The sequence below is a fragment of the Terrisporobacter hibernicus genome (assembly GCF_020809405.1).
GTDB lineage: Bacteria > Bacillota > Clostridia > Peptostreptococcales > Peptostreptococcaceae > Terrisporobacter > Terrisporobacter petrolearius.
Genome location: NZ_CP081135.1, coordinates 3,774,084 through 3,799,135, shown reverse-complemented (window position 1 = coordinate 3,799,135; position 25,052 = coordinate 3,774,084). Strand labels below are relative to the sequence as shown.

Below are 25,052 nucleotides of genomic sequence, written 5' to 3'. Positions count from 1 at the left end.
TCATTACAAATAAAGATATAACTAACACCACAAATATACTTGCTAAATATATAAATAACCCTGTTACTAAGTCCACATAATCACCTCGGTAGTGATTATTGACACTATTGATAGTAACTAAACTTATTGCGCAATTGATTCAAATTGTGTATTAGATAATGTACTAAGACACCGTAACGTTGCATGATGCAACAACAGTACCCGATTCATTTATAGCAGTAATTGTGGCTGTACCAGTGTTGATACAATAAACCTTTGCTGTTGTACCAATATTACCATCTAAATAATCAGCCCATACTTTCAGTATAGTTTCATCACTAGATTTCCACACAACAGCTTCACTCGTACTATCTATTGTCGCCGTTAAAATAATTTCATCTCCAACAAATTTATTTTCACTATTAGAAGATAAATTAAGTGTAGTACTTGGCGTATAAGTAAATGGGGCTTTCCAATGATTTAATCCATATATTTCACCGTTTCCTTTTGAAGCCCCTGATACGTTCCAAATTTCAACATCACTATTTTTACGGTCAATTAATGCAAATGTAACTGTATAAGAATTCGCCATATATGCTACTGCACCACTCTTTGAAGTATAGTTATATAAGCTATCAATGCAAGCATCACTATTTATATCGAAATACATGTTTTTAAACAAAATGTCAAGTACTCCAGTACCACTTTGTCCTACATGATACCAACCGTTTGTGTGAGTATGACCATGCAATCCACATAATACATTTCCGTCAAGATTAGTAAAATCAAAACTATGTGGATTACCATAAGAATCAAGTACTGTCCCTGCTTGCTTATTAGCAATACCATTCCATAATTCTACGGCAAGATTATCGTTTTTTTCCCAAACTGCCCAGTTATAAGAATCAAAAGCATAATCTCTTTGTGTTGTTCTAATTACATTACTTTTTTGTTTTTCAATCGCTAATGGACAATGCGAAATAAAAATAATATCATATCCATCATTTCTTTCTAATTCTTTAATAATTGAATCTATTTGGTCTGACGTATTAGCATATGTTCTGGTGTCTACAAATTCCCAACCATTTACACAAACGTATTTTACATTAAATCTATTATCATATAATACAAAATCACCAGTTGCATCATTAAAATATTTAGCCCCTGGATTTGTAAAATATAAATTAGTTATATCCATATCAGATATCCAAGTAGGGGATTCTAATTTAAATACATCATGGTTACCAAGAATATTCATTTGTTTTTCTTTGGGAATACCATCCAATACAGCCTTCATTGTATTGTATACTTCCTCTGAACCATCTGTATTATATTTAGTATTATTAAATACAGCATCTCCAAGATTTATAAATTTAGATACATTATCCCAAGGAACTATGTGTGAAAGATATTTAAATATTGGCTCTCCTTGTTGCCATGTGCCATGTACATCACTAACAACAATAATAGGAATTTTTTTTGTACTACCGTTCCATGCTGTCATCCATGATTCTTTAGCACTCCATAACCAATTTGCAACTTCCGAGTTTAATCCAAAAGATAAAAAAGCGTCTAATGGTTTTACCATTGTTCCTCCAAGTGATAAATCAGTTGAGGTTTCATATTTTTGTGTATCAGCGTAAGCTGTGACAGTTATAGCACTATTATCGTGAATTGCAATTGCTGAACTAGTTCTTTTTGTAGTATCATCTGTTGTGTTTACACTATTTCCAACACACGTTACAAGTTCAATAATTACAAGAGCACGATGGTTCTTTGGAACTACCACATCTAAATTTCCGTTTAATTTTAAATAACGGAAATTATAATAATAGTTCATTTTATCATACATAGCATCTGTTACAACTGAAAATTCACCATTTATATCGTCCATGTATGCATCTGAAAATACAGTTTTAGCCATTTTTTCATTTTTATCAATAAATACAAATGTGAAATTTGCTTTACTTATTTTAGTTGTATCCATAGTTATGGATATTTTGCCACCATATATATCACTTTCAAAGAAAGCATATCTTATACTACCATTATTGTATCCTTCATCAGCATGACCTGTATAATATCTTATGTTATCAATAGTTGTAAAATAGTTATTAAATCCTGTCCATGTAAGATAATATGGCGTTATTGGTTTTGATTTTTCTAGTATAAAATGTTCTTTTTTAAGAGTTAAAATATCTTTTTCTAATTGTGAAATTGTATTTTTTATAGGAGTCGATATAATTGTTGTTAAATTATTACATTCTGAAATTGTTATTGTTGAACCGTCTGATTTGAATAATGTAGCATGAACCTTTAAGTTATCACTTGTTGATGTGAATACTTTGTTAGCAGTTTTTTCTGTATATTTTCCTACTACTTGTCCATTGCCTTTATTTACAACATATATATTGACTTTATACCCATATGCCACCTCGTAAGTTATCGTTGTTCCTTTTGGAAAATTATCAGAGTTTACTAATGAATCTGCGGTACTTATACAAGTAGTACTATCTACAAAGTTAATTGTATTTTTTGTTATATTAATTTGAGCGTTCTTATTATACCAGTTCGTAAAATAAACATCATCAAATATTTTATTATTAATTATATCGTTTATATCATTTAAATCACCTATTTGTGTTCTAATAGCATTACCAATATTCGCATAAGTGTTACCGTCTGCTCCAATTCTTCCATCTATTAATTCAGCATCTCCTGTAGTAGAACCTGTAGTCAAAGTAGTAAAAGAATTTATCCTTTGTCTTTCTACTTCAACTTCTTGTTTTGTAGCTTTGTTAAACTCTATATTATCAACTTGAGTTTGTATATTTGTTGTAGTGGCTTTATCTGCTTTTTCCTGCACAATCGTATTAAATTGCACATCAACGTTAGTGAATTTTTCATCTATTTTCTTATTTGAAAACGTCTTTGTATCAGTTATATTTACATCATCTATGTTATTTACAGTCTGTGCTGTTTCTTTGACTTCTTTTATTAATTGTTTCAATATAGGTAAATCTGGATCTGTTACTATTTCAGAATTTAACCCAGTAAGTTTATCTGCTTCAACAGTATAAGCAAAATACTTCATTGTTAAATTTTGAGTTGAGTTCTTTATATATGTTTGGCATATTACTTCTCCGATTTGATTAGTAAAATCTTCACCTAACTCAAATTTCCATATTGCACAAGTTTCATCTGTCAAATCAGTACTTAATACTCCTGGAACTGTTCGAATCTGATTAGTTTTAGGTTTTATTACATCAATTTTTACTGTATAATTACTTGCTTCATCTACTGCTACTTCTTTTTGCACTCCATCTGAACTTGTTGCCATCAATTTCATATATATGTTTGCAACATTTTTGTCGGTGTTGTAATACTTAATACTACCTTCTTTTGTTATGCTTCTACTCATAAGGTCTGCAGAAAGCAAGTCCTTTCGATCTAAATATGACATTGATTATCTCCTTTCTTTTGCAAAATAAAAGAGCCTACATTTATTAGGCTCTTACTCTATTACTAAGTGTTCACAACCACTTTGGATTAATATTTCTTTTACTTGAACTTTTAAACTTGTTGGTACTTGTTTATAAGTCATATAATCGTACATTATTCTATATGCTAAAAAATTTGCCATTACACTATACCTCCTTCCATAGTTGAAATTATTAAATCTTGCATAGCACTCTCTAAAATTTCTAGTCTCTCATTTTCATTTAAACTTATAGTTGATGGTTGATCTCTATCTAACATTGCTTGTTGTTCTTCTACACTAGGTATATAATCATCAAATTCATTTGCCATGTTATCACTACTCCTTATATGTTATTGTAACCTTAGCCGTACCGCTACAGCCTCCATAACTACCACTTGCAAAATTACTATCATATAATGCAAATCCTTTTAAAGTACCTGCTTTAATTCTATCTAATACTGTTTGATTAGTAATAGTAATACTTACATAGTCCCCACTATAAGCTCCTATATCAGTAGATTGGAAATAAGCTGGCATATAAGGAGTTGTTTGTTTTCCTGTTTGATTATGAAAACCTAGCATAAGACTTAATTTGCTACTCCAAGCCCCAATTTTTAGTCTATTAACTTTTAGTACAACTTTGCTTATTTCACTACAACCTTTTAAGTCTAGGAATTGTGAACCAAAGAACCAATATCCTATACAGTTTCCAGATCCATAAGCATTACCTTGTATTACACCACCATCGTTTCTCCAGCTTGAGTATGTAGTTCTATAAGTATTACCACTATTACTCGTATATGTAACTGATTTTGTTGTATTAACGGTAGTACTTGTATTACTTCCACTTTCTGCCGTTCCTACAAACGTTGCACCACTTCCTGGTATAACTTGCCCTCCACTACTAAAATATGTATTATCTTTAGTTCCTCCTGTATGACTTCCATTACTTAATGTGATGTATCCACCACTTACTGATATAAATCCATATTTACTAGCTTTACCACCACTACTATCTGAGTGTATTCTTCCGTGAGAATTAGTTCTAAAACCATACTCACAGTTTATAGGAGTTACATTACTCACATATGTATAACCGTTATTACCACTTGCTACTGCAACGCTCTCTGTACACCCACTTGCTAAGTTAGCAGCTTTATAAACTTTCATATTGTATAATGAAGTATTAACGCTTCCATAGTTCACAAAAGACGCTGATACACCGCCTTGGTTAAGTCCGATATAAGGCATAATACTACCAATAGCACCGTAAGGATCTTCAACACTTCCTCCAAACATTTGAGTTAATGTTGGAATAGATTCTATTCTTACCCATCCGCTAATTTTATGTCCTTCACAGTAAAATCTAATTCTGCCACAATAAAAATAACTGCTACTTACATTTTCCGTAATATCAGTTTTAAAACTAACATTTATTGTTCTGCCATTAAGATTCTTAGGGCATTTATTAAAAAATCCACCTATGGTTTGAAATGTAGCTCCGTCTTCTAATTCTATATCATCATTTCCATTTGTCTCATCTATATTTATATTCATACTTCCATCTAAAGCTTCTGGATATTTAGGATTATTAAAAGTAGTAATAGCTAAATTTGTACAATATAATTCACCTTTTACTCTTAAGTCTTGAACATCCATATTTCCTTGTTGATCTAATGCAAAGTTTCCCCCATCATTACTTATGTAACCATTCAAATTTATGTTTTTAGCGGTTAAACTTATAGTTTCTGTTAATACTTTAAATAAAGCATCTGTTAACTCCATATTAGATTCACTTGTTCCACTTTTTACTATCCAAGAAAACTTTTCTTTCAATTGTTTATACTGAGTATATACTTCTGCATTAGCTTTCCACGACTGGTCACAAATAGGTGTAGAATACACATAATTAGCGTTATTACTATATTTAATTCTAGTTCTAATCCATAAAAAATAACCCTCTTGATAAGAAGGCATACTTGTACCCCAACCATCTGCAGGAGCATTTATAGTGCTTGTGTTTTTCGAATATTGAATTATAACTTCTTGAACAGATGCGCCATCTTGACCATCTTTTCCTTGTATTTTAATAGGTACACCCCATGTTCCAGTTGTAGAACTACTAGCAACTTTTTGAGACATCCATATCACACTTGAAGTTACATTTGTATGCCAACCATTCGTAGTTCCATTTCCTGTAGGTGTAGCAGGTTGAGTTGCACTATCATTGTAAGTCACGAATATGCTAAGTCCATTTTGACCGTTGGCCCCGTCTTGTCCATTACTTCCATCATAAGTCATAACTTCCCATGCTAAACCAGTGTAGATATATACAACACCATTATCAGAATCTTTATATGTCCAATTTTTAACAGGATTACTAGGAGGACTTGATAACTCTCCTTTATATTCAATTGATAGGCCGTCTTTACCATTATTACCATTTAGTCCATCTTGACCATCAACTGTCATTTGATACCAATTATCATCTTGATATACAAAAGTTTTGCCTTCTGTAGTATTTCTGTAATACCAGCCATTTTGTGGATTAGAAGGATGTGCAGTAAATTCTCCTTTATAAGTCAAACTAACTCCATCCTTGCCGTCTACACCATCTGCTCCATTAAGTCCATCTTTTCCATTCGAACCATCTTGACCAGATATGCATATTGGAGTTGTTTCTTGAGGTAATTTATCTTTGTCTAAGAACGTTGTAACAGTTTTTATCCATAGAAACTTACCTTCTTGCTCAGATGGAGTTGGTAGTACATCTACCCAGGTTCCTCCAATTAATTCAGTTTTAGATGTAGATAAATAGTATTTATTTACTATTTTATTTACGGAATTACCTGCACCTGTATCTTTAACTACCATGTTAATAAAATTTGGAGTTAACTGTATTTCTCCTTCATTTTCTCCATCTGTAGCAATAAGATTTAACTTTTGTACTAATACTGTTAATTCTGGTATTGCAGTTCCATCCATAAGCACATTGCCATCATCATCTTTGTATAGCCAAGGTTTCCTTCCATCATCAGTTAATATATTGAGTATTTCATCAGTAGTCGCTCCAACCATTCCATCTGCTAATTCTTGTACTCTTTCTTCTAATGTTTTCTTTTGTATTACTTCTGTATTTTCCTTAATTGAGTTATAAGCTTCTGAATACTGTTCTTTAACTTGTTCAATTTCTACATTGTCTTCTGCAGTTATTTCTCCCTTTTCGAGTATCGATGTGAATATAGCTACAAGTTGTTCTTTTGCATTTTCGTAATTTTCTTTTGCTTCTACTGTAACTTCCTGTATATTGTCAAACTCTTCTTCCTCTTCACCTTCTTGCACAATATCATTTTCAACACCTTCATAGAATGAATCCGGCTGTTCTTCTAATCCTAAATCTTCTTCTATGAATACATCATCCTCTTCAATTGTTTCTATAAGCTCTCCATTTTCATCAATTTCAGGAGTGTCAAACTCCTTATCTATGTCAGTAAGCATTTGACAACCTCCTAAGTTATTTTTATTCTACCTACAAACAGTACATTTTTACTTGATAATGTACTTACATTTACTTGTTGCACAACATTACTATTATTAGTACATTCAATAACTTCTTTATTTCCTACATATATAGCTGTATGAGATATTCCCATAAACTCATTATTATTAACTGAATCTGAGTCCATGAAAAGTATGTCCCCAGCTTTTAAGTTAGTATAATTTGTTATGTCAGCTTGATGAACTATCCACCCTTTTTCAACAAAGTATTTTGCTATATTTGCTTCATGCCCTACATAAGATTGTGCCCAATTGACTTTTTCATTTTTTTTCCTATGATTTCTTGCAGTTTGATTGCCAAAATGAGAAGTTTTGTAATCATATCCCATGAGTACATAATTCAAGAAAGCTGAATCATCTATATGCATTTTACCGTTACTATCTTTCCAATTAGCTATGTTTGTTAAAGGTTCTGAATAATCTAATGGAGTAGTATTGTTATATGCAAATTTACTTTTGTTAGTTAAAAATGTTTTAGCATAACTCACTAAATTACTTGCATATTTAAATGTATATTGAGTTCCTGCTACTGTACCTTTTCTATATGCTGTAACACTTCCTAAAAACTTTTTAGAAGATATTTCTTGGTCTGGATTATAATATACCTTTATATCATAAGTTGTATTGTCTTTTATTATTAACTGTCCTTTTGATGTATCTGTTCCCATAAGAAATAACCAACCACTTTGAATATACTTTGTGTTAGATCCAGTAGTAAATATTATCCTACTATAAAAGCTATCATCATATAGACTAGGCATTCTTATTTGCATTGATTTTACTTTTTTATATTTAAATGTCCTCTGAGTCCTAAGAAGAACATTCACTGATGTAGAAGTACTTGTTACTACAGGAGTTGCTAGAGATAATATAGCTTTTTTATATGCAGTATAATATATATCGCATGAGGTCTTATCTTTCATACTAAATCCATCATTAGTTAGTGAAGCACTAATACATCCAGTTGAACTATCTATCATTGATGATTGAGTATTTACAAATATTACATATCTTGTTCTATTTGAGTAATCCAGCATCGCATTATTAAAATTATCTATTTGAATATTAATATCTTTGTAGTTGCTTCCGTATTGTGAGTTAACATGATATTCTTTTGCAATAAAAATAGGCTTCTTAGGATATTTCACCATTAAAGCCTTAATAAGAGATTTATAATTTTCAATACCTGTATCTGTTAGATCATTAATTCCAAAGTGGCAAAATACATGACTAACTGTCTTAGGGTATTTATCATCATCATTTATATTATTTATAGTTATATCTTCAACTAGAGTTTTATCATTGTAGTAATCGCTTGGGACTGCGCCATTTAATCCTTTTAGATTTACCTCATTTGTTTCAACTACCTTGGGTGCATTTGTTGTAGTTGTGGTTGGTGCTTTAGTTGCTTCACTATCTTTTTTTGCTAAATCCCATGGTCTTAATATAAAACAATAATTCCATAATCGGTAATCCTTTGTTCTAAATATATTATTATAGGCATCAAAACTCTCATATCTAATTGCTTCTGGATGATGCGCCCACTTTGATGCATGAGCTAACATATGCTTTCCATTTACTTTTCCACAATATATAGCAGTATGGTGAGTGAAATCTTTCCTGATTGCCTGTTCTCTAGTAAATGACGAAGGACACTTATTGTTACAAAACATAATTATGTCTCCTGCGATTGCATCCTCAATTGAAGATTTAGTTAACTTGAACATTTTATAACCGCTTTTCTTAGTAGCGCTAGCCACTAAAGTACCATATTTACAACTTCCAGCATAAGCAGATTTTAGGCCAGCATTTAAATACGAACAAGATACTAAACCACTACAATCATATACATATGGATTCGTCATTCCATAATGTCTACCATACCATCTAACTCTTTTTGTGTCATCTACGGTCCTTGGCGTTTGATTATAAGTTGCTTTTTTATATTTAACATGAAGATTAACTATTTCCTTAGCTTTTGCTACAATCTTATTTCTTACAGCAGTAGCAACACCTGTCTTTATTGTTGTATTTGGATTACTTGTTATAGTAGAAGTTTTATTTGCTCCGTAACCTCTTTTCTTGCCGTTCTTATCTAAAACATAAGGCAATTGTCCATCAACTACCTTATACCATCTCAAATAGTATTCTATATTTGTAGGTGTCCCCCATCCTGTATGTTGTTTATATGTTTTTCTGTAATTACTCCATCTACATTTCATATTTTCAAGTTCTTTAAAATATAAATCTTTAACTTTACTAGATTGTTTGCTTAATAATGTACTATCTACGAAAGTCAAATTATTTTTATTAGCAACATATTTACAAATTACCCAATCTGCTCCACCTAATCCAAAGTTGTATCCAACTAGTGAAGCAAATATATTGTATTGAAATCTTTCTAAAGACTTTCTAAACTCATGACATCCAAACATTATTTGGTTCGATATATTCTTATCTACCTTAACACCATTTATAGTAGTTTTACCACCGCTTCCTGGCCTCATGGTATTGTAAGAAGGTGTAAAGCTCTTAGTAGTTCCATCTAGGAATTTTATAGTTTGTTTTCTGTTAAAATATGCACCTCTTTCACATTGCATTAATCCATATCCACCAACAGAAGATTTCGTAGCACGGTAAGGATGTCCACTACTTTCACCATAAATCATTGCATATACTAATTCTGGATCCAATCCGAATTTTTTACTCCAGTACTTAACTATAGTAGAAATTTTATACTTATTAGAACTACTTTTTAATTTACTCATGCATGACCAATTAGCTCTAGTTCCTAATGAAAATTTAGAATAATAAGCTACTGCATTTTTATACTCGGTAGCACTTGCACTGCTTGATGAGGTAGTAGCTGTATTTTCAGTTTTTTTGCTAGTAATAGTTGCACATTTATTTTTTTTCACTCCATAAATTCTGTTATCACCTAGCCAAAGTCCACCATCAATTTTACTAAGTTTAATAGCACGATAATCTTCACTGTCTTCAGCTATTTCAGTTTTTTCTGTAACGGTATCTTCTAAGCTATCTTCATACTTTTTTAATAACTTTTCTATTTCTTCTGATTGTATATCAAGACTAGCTAAAAACTCTCTTATTCTATCAATATCAGCTTGAGTAAGTTTACCTGTAAATCCTGTTAGTTTATCTATTGTATCTTTAATAATTGTATTACTATCAATATTTTTTATTTTGCTCCTTACTTCTTTATAATTAGAAAGGGTTATTTTATTTTTGTCTCTATCAGTGAAAGAAATCTCTAAATATCCTATTCTAGCTTCTAATTGTACGGGTGGGGCAAATTTATCATTTATTACATATACAGTATCTCCTAAATCAGTATTCTCATAATCTTCATCAGTCATATACACTGGTATATCATAATCAAATTTAGTTTGCTTTATTTCTTGTAATTTATAATAGGTATCCCACAATAAATCAATTGGAGTGGTAGCATCACTCTTATATTTTCCTAGGATAACTTTGCCACCATTATTAAGCATTTCGTGAGCCTCTGGGTCTATTAGAAAGTCATCCCCCATTGGTTTGAAAAGAGGAGGGTTATCTTCCGGTCTCCACTCTATGTCTTTGAATGTAATTCCATTTACTCCTACACCAATAAGTCCAGAACAGAAGTCAGTAATATCACCTTTTCTTTTCATTCCATAGCTATTAAAGTTATACTCAAATCTTTTATAAGTTTTATTGCCACGTTCACCATTGGCATACACATTGATAAGAAATTTATATTTGCCAAGTATGCAATCTATCACATCAACATCAAATTCAAATTCGCAGTTATCGTATAAAGTAATTACGTTTTGTAATATAGTATACACTGCAGTAGGTTCAGAAATCGAATAATACGCTGTTATTGCATCTACATCAGGACTAACATATCCTATTTCGTAGTTAGTTCCTTGAAGTATAGTGCCGAGTAATTTAGTCATATTCCCTTCATGTTTAAATTCTCTTGCATAACTATTCAATAACTCTATTCCTACAAACTCAGAGTATATATTTTTCAAGGTAGAATCTATGTGCTCAACATCCTCAGTTGTTTTGATTTGAAGCATCTTATTTTTTTTATTCCATTCAAATAATACATATTCTCCTTCTTCAATATCACTTAAATTTGTATCAGTCTGAAATGTTTCAGCTCCAGTTGACAGGTCAGAAGTGTATTTATCGTTAAAAAAAATATTATCTCCTTCTGTAGAAGATAATATATGTTTTAATTTTTTATTCTTATCCAAGATTTTAATTTCCATATCCAAGTTATATCTCCTCCAATCAACTAATCTACTATTCCAGACCAATTTTCTCTAAATGTTATATCTGCATTCAATTCGGTGTCATCCGAATTGAATTTTATTTCTGTATCACCAGTTCCTACATTAAAAAATCTGCTTCCTATATCAACGATATCATTACATTCATCATGATTAAGATAAGCAGATCTTGTATTAAAATCTATATCTAATATATCTCCTTCTTGAAAATATATTTTATTATTTTCAACTACCTCTGTTCCGCCACTTGGATTGAGATTGTATATTTTTAAATCAGTTAAAGACATAGCACATGATTTTGCCATAGATGCTGCATTAGTTCCTATGTATAGTACCGCATAAGCTAGCTTATTAATAGGTAAATCCGTATATTTTATATTATGAGTTGCCATAGTCTTTTTCACTACACCATCAACAATCTTTTGAACTACAACATCCCAAACATATTTATTATTTTCTTTGTATCTTTTTAAGGTAACTTTTCCATAAAATTCATTCCAGTCTCCTAATTGACCACTTAAATAATTAGTTGTTTTTAATGTTCCGTTATCATCGACTATACTTGATTTAGGTTTAGGTACTTTTGTTGTGTCTTGCAATACGGTTCTGCTACCTATTCGAACCAAAGGTTTAGTATATTCAAAATACTTTTGCTCATCGATAAATTCTATTTTTGCTAATCTGGATCCATTAATATCAAATAAATATAAGGAAATTACACCTGTTTTATCATCAGCAATGTTTGCATCACTGCTATAATCATAATCCACACTGACTGCGCTTGCACTTTTAAGATTTCCAGTACATATATATCCTGCATATTTACCTTTATATTTTTTTGCTAATTTATAATAATACCTTACATTTCCATCTTTATCTTTATCAGTATGTTTGTATTTAATTACCCTTACTGCTTCTCCTGTTCTTATTGTTGTTACCAATTTCCCAGAATAGTGTGGTGTTGCTCTAAGATTTACATTGCCTTTTCCACTTGATACAACTACCATATTTTGTATTTTTACTGATACTTGACTTGTTTTAGTTACTTTTTTGCAGTGATCATCGCACACATAACCAGTTTTACTAGAAGTATACTTAAACTTTATCCAGCCTTTTTCTAATGTATAACTTGTTATCTTGTGACCTCTTTTTAATGCACCGATTTTTTTATGTTTTGTCCCTGGACCAGTCCTTACATTTAAGCTTGCTACTTTAACTTCATAATAAACAGTTTTTTCATCTACTTCTCCGGTTGAAGTATCAGATTTAATATCTAATATTGTTGGGTCACCGTTTTTCCCAGTTGAATTATGCCTAAAATATGCTTGTACTGAAAATTCATCAAGTTCTTCACTTAAATTTTTTGTTTTCATACATGCACCCTTCCAAGAAGTACTTCCATCTCCCATGGTTGCTAAACATATCGCATTGCCACTATCAGTTATTCCGAATGTACCATTGGAACTTCTATCGCTGTCTATACTTGATCCACTTTGTGACCAATAACTTAAAGTAGTGCAATCATCATGAAGTATTAACGATTGTTTTTTAACGGATATTAGACTTAAACTTGGATAAGCTCCAACTAATATCCTTTGTCCAGTTTCCGTATTTTCCAATTGAACATAATGAGTATCTTTCGAAAAACCAATACTAATAAATGGTATTGCAGGTTCTCCGCCTTCATTTGTAACTACAATTGTTTTATTATTATCTTCCGTATTAAAAAGCTTTAGGTCATTTGAATAGCAATAAGGAATATGACAAATAATTTTTATTGTTGCATGCGATGATAGCTTTGTTTTATTTACTGGCCTGAATTCATCTGATACTATTCCAAATAAAAACTTGTCTTCACTAAAAGCAACCTTTACTTCTTTTGTTGTTTTAAAAATTTCATGTAATGTTTTTAATCTATCTTGATAATCAGCTTCATTATCACCTTGTATAAGCATAGATATTTTTACTTCTATGGGATCATAAGAGCAACCATTGAATATTTCTCCATGTCTAGAAGGGATATTAATTGTATCAATTTGTTTTTTAGACAATGATGGCTTATCTATCTCGTAAACAATTGCTATATCATTTATAACATTGTCATTAAATTCAAAATAATTATACATAATCTACTTCCCCTCTAAATCTTGATTTTTGTTTGTTTGCTATTTTATTTTCTTCATTTACTGTTTTAGCTGTCATTTTACCAACGACAGTTTTATCCATCACTATTGTATTGTCTATCTTGTTTACGGCTTTCTCAAACCCTCTAGCCATTTTGTCATAGTCTATTGTGGAGTTAGACTTAACTGCTTCAATTAATCCTTTTATTTCAGTTACTAGTCCTGCATTTGAATTTTTACTATTAACATTAATGTCACTTGTTCTTATATTTATAGAATCCATTAACCCACTTACATTTATATTACTTGATAAGTTATTTGATAAGTTTCTTAATGTCTTATATACGCTATCTGCATTTGTTTCTATACCTATAGCCATACCTTCTGGTATTGACTTACCTATTCTGTCTCTAAATACTTTTGAAGGTGAATTTATTTTTAGAGCAGCTCTTGCATCCTTTTCCGCTTGTTTTGCAATACCTTTAGCAGCATCAGTTACCCATTTAATTCCTCCCCATATACCGTCAGCTAAACCTTTACAAATGCTTTTGCCTATTTGCAACATATTGCTAGGTAGGTTTTTAATACCATCCTTAACTTTATCTACAAAACTTTTAGCAGTATCTTTAGCTTTCTGTTCCATATCACGTTTCCACTGTAGTACTTTATTAACCGTGTTTACTAACCATTGCCATATACGTCCTGGAAGTGCTTTAAACCAGTTAATAGCACCGTCTATAAATGCTTTACCTGCTTCCCTAGCTTTAGCTACCATACTATTTTTCCATGCAATAGCATTATTAACTGTCATTAATAGCCAGCGCCATATTCTTTCAGGTAGTGTTTTGAACCATTCAATTACACTATGAATAAATTGAGCACCCGCTTCGAATGCTTTCTGCTTCATTTGTGCCACCCATAGTATTGCATATGTGACACAAAATACTAACCAATACCATATCTGTCCTGGTAATTGCTGAAACCACTGAATTACACTATTGAACCATTCTGGCATTGATACGGTAAAAAACGTAACTACACTATTCCAAGCATTTATGCAAGCTGTTTTGATAGTCTCCCATAGATTTATCCAAAATTCTCTGAAGCCTTCACAGTTATTCCATAAATATATAAACCCTGCAACTAAAGCAGCTATTGCAGCTACTACTAAAACTATAGGATTAGCTAATAAGAATGCCCATAAACTAGACAAAGCAGGTATCAAACTATCCAATATCAATGTTTTAAGCATTAATAAACCAGTTTTAATAGGAGCTATTAAAGTTCCTACTATATTTAATGCCTTTAGCATTGCTATACCTTCTCTAATCGCTACTATTTTACTCATAAAAGTACCTATAATTAATAAAATAGGTCCAACTACTGCAAGTACTCCAGCTAATGCCATTATAAAACCCAATACAGGGGCCGGTAATTTTGAAAACCAATTCACAAGATTAGTTACTGCTTGAACTATTAATCTCAAAGCTGGCTCTAATTTATCATAAATTGTTAAGCATGCCTCTTCAAAAGCAGATTCTAATTCCGCTATATCACCTTTTAAATTGTCGTTCATTGTATCAGCCATTTCTTCCGCTGTTCCATCGCAATTCCTAAGAGCATCTTCGAATTCTTTAATATTTCCACTACCGCTTTGTAATAAAATATTTAATGCTTTAATACTATCCGATGTAAATGTACCCATAAGCGCCGCACTCTTTTGCGCATCCCCCATGCCATTTGTAGCACTAGCTACATCTGCTAATATATCAGTCATGCTTCTAAAATTACCATTTGCATCTTGAACTTTAATAGAAGTATCACCTATTTGAATAGCTCCATTTTTCATTTTTTGAGTTATATCTCTGAATGTGGCTGTAAGAGCTGTTCCTGCTTCACTTCCTTTAAGTCCTTGATCTGAAAGTTTTCCTAATAATGCAGTTGTTTGTTCTATATCTAACCCAAAAGCGTTGGCATTTGCAGCACAGTTCTTAAATGCATCACCTAATTGCTCTGTTGATGTGTTCGAATTACCTTGAGCATAAGCTAAAACATCTGCCATTCTTCCTGCTTGGTCTGCACTTTCTCCGAATGCACTTAAATAATCCGTTACCATATCACTTGCCTGCGCAAGATCCATGCCACTTGCAGCTGCTAAATTTAATACTCCAGGTAATGCACTCATACTTTGATTAGCATCCCATCCTGCTAGTGCCATGTAACCGAGTGCATCTGCTGCATCTGTTGCAGAGTATATAGTAGATGCTCCCATCTCTCTTGCCGTTTCCGAAAGTTGTTTAAATTCTTCCTCTGTAGCTCCACTTAATCCTTTAACTTTTGACATTGCAGATGAAAAATTGGAGCCAAGTTCAATAGCTTGTTTTCCAAGTGCCATAACTGGAACTGTAATACCTGCGGTTAACCCAGCACCTACACCTTGCAATGCCTTCCCAGCCGATGTTATACCATTAAAGCTATCAGCAGTACTTGCTACTTGTTGTTGTGCTACATTTAAGTTATTAGTAAACTCTCCCATTTCCAACCTTAAGTGAGCTACAATGCTTCCTATATCTGCTGCCATATATGTTCCTCCTTTCTTTACAAAATAAAAAGGCTATAGACGTTAATCTATAACCTTATCCAAAACCTAAAATCATATCTAATCCTGGATTATCAGATGCATTTTCATCTTCTTCAAATCTAGGCTCTTTACATTTTCCATCTTTATCTGGTTGCATCATATTGTAAATATATGTGCAAGCTTCATCTATACAATATTTTGCATAAGTTTCTTCTTGATCTATCCCAAGTAAATCACTTGGTCTGCAATTACATAATTTAGCAGTAGAAATAATATCTAATATTTCTCTACTTTGGAACAGAGGGTATAACTTGTTTCACTGGCCCCTGTGCTGCATTGAATATTTCTGTTTTCTGAACATCAGTTAAGTAGTCTTCTATCTCTTCAAATTTTGGTTCTACTAAAACTTCCTTGCAAGCTACATCCATAAGCATAGTTATGCTCTTAATATCATCACTTTGAGATAATATATCTTTTTCAGATATTTTCTTTTTCTTAGAATTTGCTCCTTCATTAAATAATTTTTGAACGACTCCTAAAAGTTCATTAGGTATTTTCCCGTTGTTCATCATAGTAAGCAAACTCATTGATTTAATTCTAACTTCTATTTTTTCATTTTCTTCAAAACCACTTATTTCAACTACCCTAGTAGCTTTGCTTTTAAATTGTTCTGCGTTTATTACACTCATTTATATTCCTCCTAATTTAAGCTAATACTTCTGGCAATACATCAACATAATCAATTGATTGTATAGGTAAATTAGCTTTTGTATTTTCTCTAGCTTTTATATTGAATTCAGGAGCAAAAAATTCTTTTCCTATTTTCATATCTGGAAACTTTCCTTCGCATTTATTTAATGTTATTTTTACATAGTTAACTATTGAATCTCCAGAATAATTAGCCACATATAAATCCATTTTAAATGGCTTACCTATATTTCCTTCTGACATCATTGGCGTAGATAATGTTGTTTTTTCAGAACCACTTGAGCCTGTTTTAGTAACTTTATATCCTGCCACTAAGCCTGCTACTGTTTCATCAAATACATTGTCCTTAAATGTTATATCGTACCCATAAAGTAAATCTGGTGTTCTTATAACAGCTAAAATCATTTCGTCGCTTCTTAATATTTCTTCTTCACCCTCTGATATTAATGCTTTTAATTCAGCTTCTTCTGCAGTTTTTATTGTTTTCTTTATTGGAGTTTCAGCTTTAACTTCCCCTGTTGTTGGATCTAATTCAGTTATATCAACTCTTTTTATTCTATTTAAAATAGCCACAGTATCATCTCCTTTTTAATAATAATCGTAAATACTAGGCGTTCTACATGAAATAGTTGTAAAATAACAACATAAAGTTTCATCATAGTGTTCTTGACCTAGTTCATGTGTAACCTCTATATCATTTTTTAGTAACGCTTCCCTAACCCTCTTAATTAATTCATCAAGTTTTACTGGCCCATTAGGTGAATATACATATATAATCCAGTTATCCCAACCCGCTAAACTATTGTCTAAACTAGATAAATTACCTCTTTTCTGGATAGACAACGTGTCTTGATTAATTTTACTTTTTAATTTTTGAGTTACATCAGTTTTACACACGGTCTCAAGTATTCTTTTTATTTTAATACGGCTCACTTTATCACCGTCCTATAGTTTCAATGCTTTTATCATATTTTTAAATTCTTCTATTTGACTATCTCTAGCTTCTTCTAATATTTGATATTTACCATCAAAAGCTTCTCTTGTCTCTAGCCATATACCATAATCTACTCCATGAGTTATACTAATATCCAATGCAGTGCCTTCCCATTTCACTTCTGTTGTAATTTCATCTGTTGCACTATGACTTCTATCAGTCCATGGATGATTAGTTTGAGCGTAAGTTTTCATTTTTTGCGATGTAGTATCACCAATCACATTTAACCCAGTTTGAACTCTTTGATTCATATTTTTCAGATTATTAATTAATTCACTTCCATCTAAAGTAAAATCACTCATTTAATTCAACCCTTTCTAAAGGTATTTCATAAAGTAAGTTATAGTGAACTAAATCTTTTAAGATTTCAACTCTATAATAAACTCCATCTATTTCTATATAATCATTTTCTTGCAAAATTGAATTACTTTCATATGGTATATACAATGATGGCTTAATATCAAGCTTTATAACCCCTTGCCTATCATTTATTTTGTTATCTTTATTATTACTAGAATTGTCTATAATACCTTTTATTGTACTTATATATTTCATACTTTCTTTTAAAACTTCGCATTCATTTTCATCTTCTTCATATATATCTCTAAGTATCTTTATATCAGTACCATAATTTTTTATAGCATTATCAACTTGTATCTTTATTAAATTTACATTAATACTCATCTGATCTACCTACGCATTTTCCTGTTAAGGATTTTGATGTATTTGAATTTGAAGATGTACTAGTTATCCACTTTTTATAAAAAGCATCAGCTAGGTTATTCCACATGTTAGAGTTGTTCTTTATTGTTATCGGTCCTATTGTTATATCTTGAGCATCTGCTTTCATTTTACATGCTATATAACATAATTCATTTATATCATCGTACATATTGCATAGTGATTCTAACTGTTCATCTGAAAAATACGGATACTTTTCTTCTAGTAATAATACTTTTACTTTTTCAACATTTAACATAAATTCCTCCTTGCATTAAAATATCCCTAGAAAGGAAAAATCCTAATCTAGGGACTATATAAAGGAATATAAATGAGCTTATTTTATATCACTTGATGATACAGAAGAAACATCACATATTGCACAATCATCTATTGCTTCAAAAGAAGGTATCATAACAGATGATACTATAGTGTTAACTTGCACAGGATGTTTTTCTTTGTAAGTCATTATAGCAGTACCAGTATTTACTATTGATACTTGAGCATCCGAACCAGTCATAAGGTCTGATTCTTCTGGAGTTGTACCAAATCTAGTTTTACCTAAAGCGCCACCAGGCATTAAGCATACTGTGTTATCTGGAATTAAAGATACTGGTGTTGAATCTGCTAAACCTGTAGTGTGGTTTAAATTAGCAACTTTCTTAGAATATACAAATATAGAACATCCAGTTACAGATTCAACAAATGCCTTTACTTGTTCTTCTGATACAAAGTAGTTCAACTTAGTATCATTTGGGTACATCATTAAGTGTAACAATTTTGAACCATACATTTTTAAGAATGTATTTCTGTTCAACACTACTCTTGCAGGTCTTGTTCCTCTTTGTAATTCCATTTCGTCACACCATGCAATTATATCCTTAACTGGGTCTGCTGTATCTGTACCCCAAGCTCCGGCTCCATTTCTGCATTTAAACTTATTTACTTGGTTGTAATCATATATGTATTTCGCTCTACCATCTGCTGATGTAACATTTATTTTACCTGCAGTAAGTAATTGCATTCTCATTATTTCAGCTTGAACTCTTACACCTTCTACTAATCTTCCTGCTTCATCGAATATTTTTCTTATTAGAGGTAGTGCTACAGCTGATTGAGGACTAGATAATAGTAAATTCATTTGTTGTCTATCTTTTTCCCCTATTCTTATAGCTTCTCTAAAGAATGCCATCTCAATTGATACACTGTCAAATCCTTCTTTTTCTCTTAATCTTGCTTTTGCATCATAATTAGAAGGTTGTATTGCTATTGGTAAGCCATTAGAACCTTTTAACCAAGATGCATCTATTCCCAATTGTTTTTCAGCAGGGAATAATGTTTCACCGAAATACGGTATTTTATTTTCTGGCTTATCTGTTACATAAGCTCCTATTTCTTTTGCATTTATATAATCAAATAAATTTATATTTGCCATTTATATCATCTCCTTTATTATTTACTTAAAACATATATATTTTGATTTGTAAAAGTATCAGCTTCGTATCCAGTTAATCTATCAGCTCTTACAAAACCATGTACCATAACAGTTGCAGTTATTTTATCATCAGTTCCAGATGTATAATCATCAACATTTATTTCATTGAATATAACTGCATTACCCTTTGTTCCTGATGTATTAGATGATGTATAAGTCGGCTTTGTAACTGTCCCATCAGCAGTCATATTTACTACAGTACCAGCTTCTATTACATTATTTCCTGCATCATCTGTAGTTTTCAACTTTGCTAACTCTGCGAAAGCTAATAACCCAGTTAAATTTACATAATGATCTGGTATAGCTAAAAAAGTTTTTTTAGGTGCTAATATTTTCTTAGTTTTTATTTTTGGCATTATTAATTCACTCTCCTATTTATTATTTTTAAAGAAGTAATCACTGTCTATTACCTCTTGTCCATCACTTGCTTGTGGCTGACCTTGTTGCGCTAATGCTTTTCCGAAGTCGCCTTCGTGTGTTGTTTTAGAACCAAATAAATTAAGATTAGAAGGCTTTCCAGGGTTTCCTGTAAATAATCCTGCTAATCCTCCTTGATTACCATTATTTTGTTCTTCCACAACATCAAATAAGTAACTATCGCTTTCTTTTAAAGTTTTTAATTGGTCCTCTAAGCCTTCAACTTTATCTCCGTTAACTTTTATAACTTCCATATTAAGAAGTGCTTTTAAAGCTTTTGTATTTTTGCATTTAGATTCTTTTAATGCAGTATCTAAAGCATAGTTGAAGTCTTTTGTTTCAGCTTCTTTTTTAAGATTTTCTATGGTAGCTTCATGGTCTTTTATAGCCTTTTGAAGAGTTTCATTGTCAGTGTTGTTTTTCTTCAAATCTGCTATAGTATCATTTGCTGTTTTGAGTTGTCCTTCAAAATCCTCTTTTTTACCCTTCATCTTAGAATATCTTTCATCAGCATTTTCTAAAGATGTCTCATATACCTTATTTTCTTTCATTGAAGCTGTTATTTTACTTATCTGCTCATCAGTTAATCCTTGAGCTTTTAGTATGTCTATTAATTTCATATATTTTAATCCTCCTACATTTACGTTTTTTACAAGTTTACTTCTTGAATATAGTTATCTAATTCATTCTTTTACATCTGCGATATAGATAGAAAGATGATTTATTACATAAAAATAAGACCTATGAGGTCTTTGATTAACTTTTATCTTTATTTATTTCTTGCAAAGCTTTTACGTATTTTTCTATCCCTTCTTCACATGATTTATAATAACAATCTAAATCATTTTCATATATGCAATGTTCACACACTCCGTAATCTTGCATTACTCTTTTGTGTCTAAAGTTTTTTTCTTCCATCTATTCATTCTCCTTTCGACACATCACTATATAATATATCCATAGTTCCACTATTTTCTTCTCCTCTAATCCATTTGCCTATGTCATCTGCCATTTGAACATTAGTTACCTCTTTACCATTAATGCAAAAGACATTTTCAAGATGGCACATTCCATTAGGATGGTCGAAAGGACATTTATCAACATCGTATATTTTGCCTTCTCTTTCTATACACTCCTTACAACTTCTATTTGCTGCATGAGCACTATGCCATTTTAATTTCTGTGCATAGGGATTAACTTTATTAGCATTCTTTTGAGTTAACTGTGCTTGATGATTAAGTGTAGTTCTAGCAAGTCTTAAAGCTTCATAGTCTATTCCACCTGCTCCATATCTACCAGCATAAGCACTTCCTAGTTTTTCTTTTATCTTGGCTTTATCCCAAGTCCTATGGCCACTTTTAGCGAATTGAGTAAGGTTTTTAGCTATTTCTGTTGCTCCTTTACCTTCTGCAATAAGACTTGTTATAGCCATTTCTATCTTATCTCCACTTGCATTTACATCTTTCCAAAGTCTTTTGCTTAATCCTTGACCATCTTTATATATAGATCCTTTTATCATTTGTTCTACTACTTGCCTGTTAACTATATTAGCCTGTTTCATAACATTTTTATATAGCTCTGTATCTTTGTAATAATCTACACCTTGCATTAATGCATTAACTTGGACATTTATAATATCATCAGTTACTTTTATGTTATATTCTTTTATCACTGATAAAATTTCTCTATGAAGTTGCTTACAGTATGCTGTTCTTGCTATTTGAGTAGCATTTTTTTTATGTAGATTATTTTTATATTGCTTTAACATGCTATCAAAAGCTTTATTATATACTCTAAGTATTTCTTGTTGCTCTTTATTATTAAGTTTTATTTTATTTTGCTTTAGATATTTATTTAGATCATCTATGTATTTGCTCATGTTATCACCTATTTATTGCATTAAAATAAGCCCTATAAGGACTTTAAATTAAGTATATAATCAAATATAAATAATGATATATTTGGTCTTGAGTGTAATTTATATAGTTATATCTTGCCTTTGAGGTATCTATTATAAAATGACCTATAAACATAATTAATAATCTAATATCTATTCCGAATACTACAGAAAATGGAATACAATATAAAATCGAATGTACTAGCATATGGTATCTGTTACTACCTTTAGTACTAGCTATAAAGTCATTCTGTAATACATAATCGCCAATAAGGTGACACATTACTAGAATTATTATTTTGTATATCATTTATTCACTCCTTTTACATTTTGATTTTTCACATTCTCTTGCAAAGCTACATTTGCCATCTAGATGTGAACAACATAAAAAAGTATTATATCCGCCAAAACATTTAGGTCTTGCACTCCCTTTACCAAAGTTTATTATTTCTTTTGCAACTGTTTCTCTATCTATCTTTAATTCTATTTTTCCCCCACTCTTAGCACTAATATCTATTGTCTTCTCGTTTTCAATTTCTAGATCTACAGCACACAGTTTAATAGTTATATCTGAATAAATCCCAAATTCATCTATTTTGAAATCTCCCACATGCTTCATTTCTATATCATTAATATATAAATCATATCCTTTTTCATATTTAATAACCTTTACTTTATCTCTATCCATTTAATCACCTCTATAAATTATTTCTACATCTAACATAAGTTAATTTATTACCTGTCACTTGAGATTTGAATTTCTTAATGCGGTTGTGATATTTATAATTCTCTAAATATTTGCTTTTGCTTGTATACAATGATTTTATTATAGATTCTAACTCAGACATAATATCACCAATTGGTTTTAATTGTTTCGCAAGCTCTCTCACAATTCTATCTGTATATGAAATCAATTCTTCGTACATATCTTCTTTGATATTCCTCCTAAATACTCTTTTTTAAGTTCTTGCTCTCTTATGCAGTTCTTATTTTTAAGTACATGATAATCTCTAATAATTTCTTTATCGTTACAATCAAGTAGCATTTTATATCTTAAAGAAGCTGCTTCTTTCATATTCTTTCTAAGTTCTTCATCTGTAACAGTTACTATGTACTCCTCATAGCATTTAGGACATTTAAAATAAGTGATTTGTAAGTTTCCTTTTTCTTTTGTGTGAAGTTTTATTGTGAATTTTCTTCCACATTTATCACAAATTGTTTTACTCATCTGTTTCATCTCCATTTTCATCAATAGTATCACTTAAACCACTCATGCTATTTTGAGTCATATTAATTTTATCCATTTCACCAAGTAACTCTTCAAACTCTTTATCTGCTTCTTGTGCATCTCCAAAGTCTCTAATATAAGATTGATGTGAACGTACATTAGCTTCAACTTCTTTCATAGCTAACTCTTTTGTTTGTATCTCATCATCTGGAATAGGATAGTTATGTGAAAATTCTAAGGAAGTATTAATATTTAAATCTTCAATGCCTTGTACATCTCTATAAAGATTCCCTTTGTTTACTACTTCAATTATCAAGTCTATTAACCAGCGTACAGCTTCATCCCATTCCTGCCACTTTTCTTCGCATCTACCTATTAAATCATCATTCAACATTCTAAGTGCTTTACCACTTGCAACATTAACAAGTGATTCTGGTAATGGTTGGTCCATAAGTTCATACATATCCTTCTTAAGTCCTGTCAAATAACTGTCTGCTGCTACTTGAAAATTAAATGCAGAAGCTAATTTACCATATCCAGGAGTAGGAGCACTTCCATCTGTTGAACCTAAAGCTGGGTCACCTTTTAAATCAATTATTGATCCTGGCGCTATTTTTATGTTATCAATACTGTTTGGATCTGCGTTAGTAAAAACATCTTGTTCAAACATTTTAAACTTAAGTGCATCCCTATAGTCCGATTGTGTCCTGTTATAATCCATGGCCATATCTATTAAATCTTTTATATCACTATGACCTCTTATATCTCCTGTAAGCCCATCATTAAATATAACTTTACATGGTAACTGTGATAATCCAGTATCCCATTCTTCTCTTAATTCTTTTTTAACATTCTCACCAGTTTCTTCATCTTCAATTTCCACAAAAGCTTGAGTATCTACTCCGTCTACTATCTGATATATTGCCCAGCAGTTGCCATTATCTCTAATTTCATATATCCATTTGTGCCATCTTTGTTCTTGTTGAATTTTTCCTACTGTACTTTCATCTTGATAAGCTATTTGTACTTTAATTAATTTTTCTGCATCATTTGGATCATATTCATAAGTAAATTCCGGCATTGTATAAAACCTAAATTTGATAGGTTTATCAGCCAGCGGTTTTCCTTTATCATCTACATCAGTAGTCAATGTAAGCATTACCCTCTTGCCAATAGTACAATCTAAAAAAGCTTTGGAAAACTTATTCCAAAACTTGCCGTCATTTAATATTTTATTTATTATAGCTTTTTTATTATCAACCCTTCCAACTTCCGTTCCATCTAATGATTTTATTAGGAAGTCAGGTTTAACTGAAGTCATGAACCTTTTTTGCTTTTTCATTAGCTTCTTAGTAATATTTCTTACCTCACGTGTAGGCTTATAGTCATCTGTTTTAACTCTCCATAATTGTCCTCGGCAATCTTCTTCGTCATCTTCACTTGATTCTGGTCGCCCTTCATAAAACTCATAATATTGTTTTACTTCTTGTAACTCTTTAATGAATCTTGGGTCTGTACTGTATAAACCAAGCAATGATTTATCTATTTGTTTATATATATCCACTCT

The 25,052-nt window shown here is 31.2% G+C and carries 23 protein-coding genes; all 23 read right to left on the bottom strand.

The features are described from left to right. Window positions 1-163: 163 nt before the first annotated feature. The 23 genes from JW646_RS18560 to JW646_RS18455 all read right to left on the bottom strand — a co-directional run bounded on the left by JW646_RS18560 (window position 164) and on the right by JW646_RS18455 (window position 25,049). On the bottom strand, window positions 164-3,442 hold the full coding sequence (locus JW646_RS18560; RefSeq protein ID WP_228415967.1) for a metallophosphoesterase: 3,279 nt from the start codon (window positions 3,440-3,442) through the stop codon (window positions 164-166). 51 nt (window positions 3,443-3,493) lie between these two features. After that, a complete protein-coding gene (locus tag JW646_RS20180) occupies window positions 3,494-3,622 on the bottom strand; it encodes a CD1375 family protein (protein WP_255701452.1) in 129 nt (42 codons plus the stop codon). Beyond that, complete coding sequence (locus JW646_RS18555) at window positions 3,622-3,789, bottom strand: hypothetical protein (protein ID WP_228415966.1); 168 nt, start codon at window positions 3,787-3,789, stop codon at window positions 3,622-3,624. Before JW646_RS18555 ends, JW646_RS20180 begins: the two co-directional genes overlap by 1 nt. A gap of 7 nt (window positions 3,790-3,796) precedes the next feature. Further along, window positions 3,797-6,958 carry a hypothetical protein gene (locus tag JW646_RS18550; RefSeq protein ID WP_228415965.1) on the bottom strand — a complete coding sequence of 1,054 codons (3,162 nt, stop codon included), beginning with the start codon at window positions 6,956-6,958 and terminating at the stop codon, window positions 3,797-3,799. A gap of 11 nt (window positions 6,959-6,969) precedes the next feature. Next, on the bottom strand, window positions 6,970-11,301 hold the full coding sequence (locus tag JW646_RS18545; protein ID WP_228415964.1) for a hypothetical protein: 4,332 nt from the start codon (window positions 11,299-11,301) through the stop codon (window positions 6,970-6,972). A gap of 26 nt (window positions 11,302-11,327) precedes the next feature. Next, entirely contained in the window at window positions 11,328-13,448 is a 2,121-nt protein-coding gene (locus JW646_RS18540; RefSeq protein WP_228415963.1) for a distal tail protein Dit, read from the bottom strand. Continuing rightward, window positions 13,441-16,026 carry a phage tail tape measure protein gene (locus JW646_RS18535; RefSeq protein ID WP_228415962.1) on the bottom strand — a complete coding sequence of 862 codons (2,586 nt, stop codon included), beginning with the start codon at window positions 16,024-16,026 and terminating at the stop codon, window positions 13,441-13,443. Before JW646_RS18535 ends, JW646_RS18540 begins: the two co-directional genes overlap by 8 nt. A 287-nt stretch (window positions 16,027-16,313) precedes the next feature. Further along, window positions 16,314-16,715 (bottom strand): hypothetical protein, encoded by a 402-nt coding sequence (locus JW646_RS18530; protein ID WP_228415961.1) that lies wholly within the window; start codon window positions 16,713-16,715, stop codon window positions 16,314-16,316. A gap of 16 nt (window positions 16,716-16,731) precedes the next feature. Continuing rightward, window positions 16,732-17,307 (bottom strand): hypothetical protein, encoded by a 576-nt coding sequence (locus tag JW646_RS18525; RefSeq protein WP_228415960.1) that lies wholly within the window; start codon window positions 17,305-17,307, stop codon window positions 16,732-16,734. Window positions 17,308-17,322: 15 nt separating this feature from the next. Next, complete coding sequence (locus JW646_RS18520; protein WP_228415959.1) at window positions 17,323-17,631, bottom strand: hypothetical protein; 309 nt, start codon at window positions 17,629-17,631, stop codon at window positions 17,323-17,325. A 48-nt stretch (window positions 17,632-17,679) separates the two neighbouring features. Then, entirely contained in the window at window positions 17,680-18,030 is a 351-nt protein-coding gene (locus tag JW646_RS18515; RefSeq protein ID WP_228415958.1) for a hypothetical protein, read from the bottom strand. After that, window positions 18,023-18,412 (bottom strand): hypothetical protein, encoded by a 390-nt coding sequence (locus JW646_RS18510; RefSeq protein ID WP_228415957.1) that lies wholly within the window; start codon window positions 18,410-18,412, stop codon window positions 18,023-18,025. The genes JW646_RS18515 and JW646_RS18510 overlap by 8 nt, the downstream gene beginning before the upstream one ends. Beyond that, window positions 18,402-18,707 carry a hypothetical protein gene (locus JW646_RS18505; protein WP_228415956.1) on the bottom strand — a complete coding sequence of 102 codons (306 nt, stop codon included), beginning with the start codon at window positions 18,705-18,707 and terminating at the stop codon, window positions 18,402-18,404. Before JW646_RS18505 ends, JW646_RS18510 begins: the two co-directional genes overlap by 11 nt. 78 nt (window positions 18,708-18,785) lie before the next feature. Beyond that, window positions 18,786-19,883, bottom strand: coding sequence for a major capsid protein (locus tag JW646_RS18500; protein WP_228415955.1), 1,098 nt, complete (start codon window positions 19,881-19,883; stop codon window positions 18,786-18,788). A 17-nt stretch (window positions 19,884-19,900) separates the two neighbouring features. After that, entirely contained in the window at window positions 19,901-20,299 is a 399-nt protein-coding gene (locus JW646_RS18495) for a hypothetical protein (RefSeq protein WP_228415954.1), read from the bottom strand. Between the two features lie 15 nt (window positions 20,300-20,314). Further along, window positions 20,315-20,980, bottom strand: a complete 666-nt coding sequence (locus tag JW646_RS18490) for a phage scaffolding protein (protein WP_228415953.1) — start codon at window positions 20,978-20,980, stop codon at window positions 20,315-20,317. Window positions 20,981-21,116: 136 nt separating this feature from the next. Beyond that, window positions 21,117-21,278, bottom strand: a complete 162-nt coding sequence (locus JW646_RS18485) for a hypothetical protein (protein WP_228415952.1) — start codon at window positions 21,276-21,278, stop codon at window positions 21,117-21,119. 4 nt (window positions 21,279-21,282) lie between these two features. Then, entirely contained in the window at window positions 21,283-22,239 is a 957-nt protein-coding gene (locus tag JW646_RS18480) for a phage minor head protein (RefSeq protein ID WP_228415951.1), read from the bottom strand. Between the two features lie 43 nt (window positions 22,240-22,282). Further along, complete coding sequence (locus JW646_RS20375; RefSeq protein ID WP_228417405.1) at window positions 22,283-22,540, bottom strand: DUF3307 domain-containing protein; 258 nt, start codon at window positions 22,538-22,540, stop codon at window positions 22,283-22,285. A 27-nt stretch (window positions 22,541-22,567) separates the two neighbouring features. Next, window positions 22,568-22,945, bottom strand: a complete 378-nt coding sequence (locus JW646_RS18470) for a hypothetical protein (protein ID WP_228415950.1) — start codon at window positions 22,943-22,945, stop codon at window positions 22,568-22,570. 10 nt (window positions 22,946-22,955) lie between these two features. Then, on the bottom strand, window positions 22,956-23,183 hold the full coding sequence (locus tag JW646_RS18465) for a hypothetical protein (protein ID WP_228415949.1): 228 nt from the start codon (window positions 23,181-23,183) through the stop codon (window positions 22,956-22,958). Then, complete coding sequence (locus tag JW646_RS18460; protein ID WP_228415948.1) at window positions 23,168-23,485, bottom strand: hypothetical protein; 318 nt, start codon at window positions 23,483-23,485, stop codon at window positions 23,168-23,170. The genes JW646_RS18465 and JW646_RS18460 overlap by 16 nt, the downstream gene beginning before the upstream one ends. Beyond that, window positions 23,478-25,049: a phage portal protein gene (locus JW646_RS18455; RefSeq protein ID WP_228415947.1), complete on the bottom strand. Its 1,572-nt coding sequence runs from the start codon at window positions 25,047-25,049 to the stop codon at window positions 23,478-23,480. Before JW646_RS18455 ends, JW646_RS18460 begins: the two co-directional genes overlap by 8 nt. Window positions 25,050-25,052 lie beyond the last annotated feature (3 nt).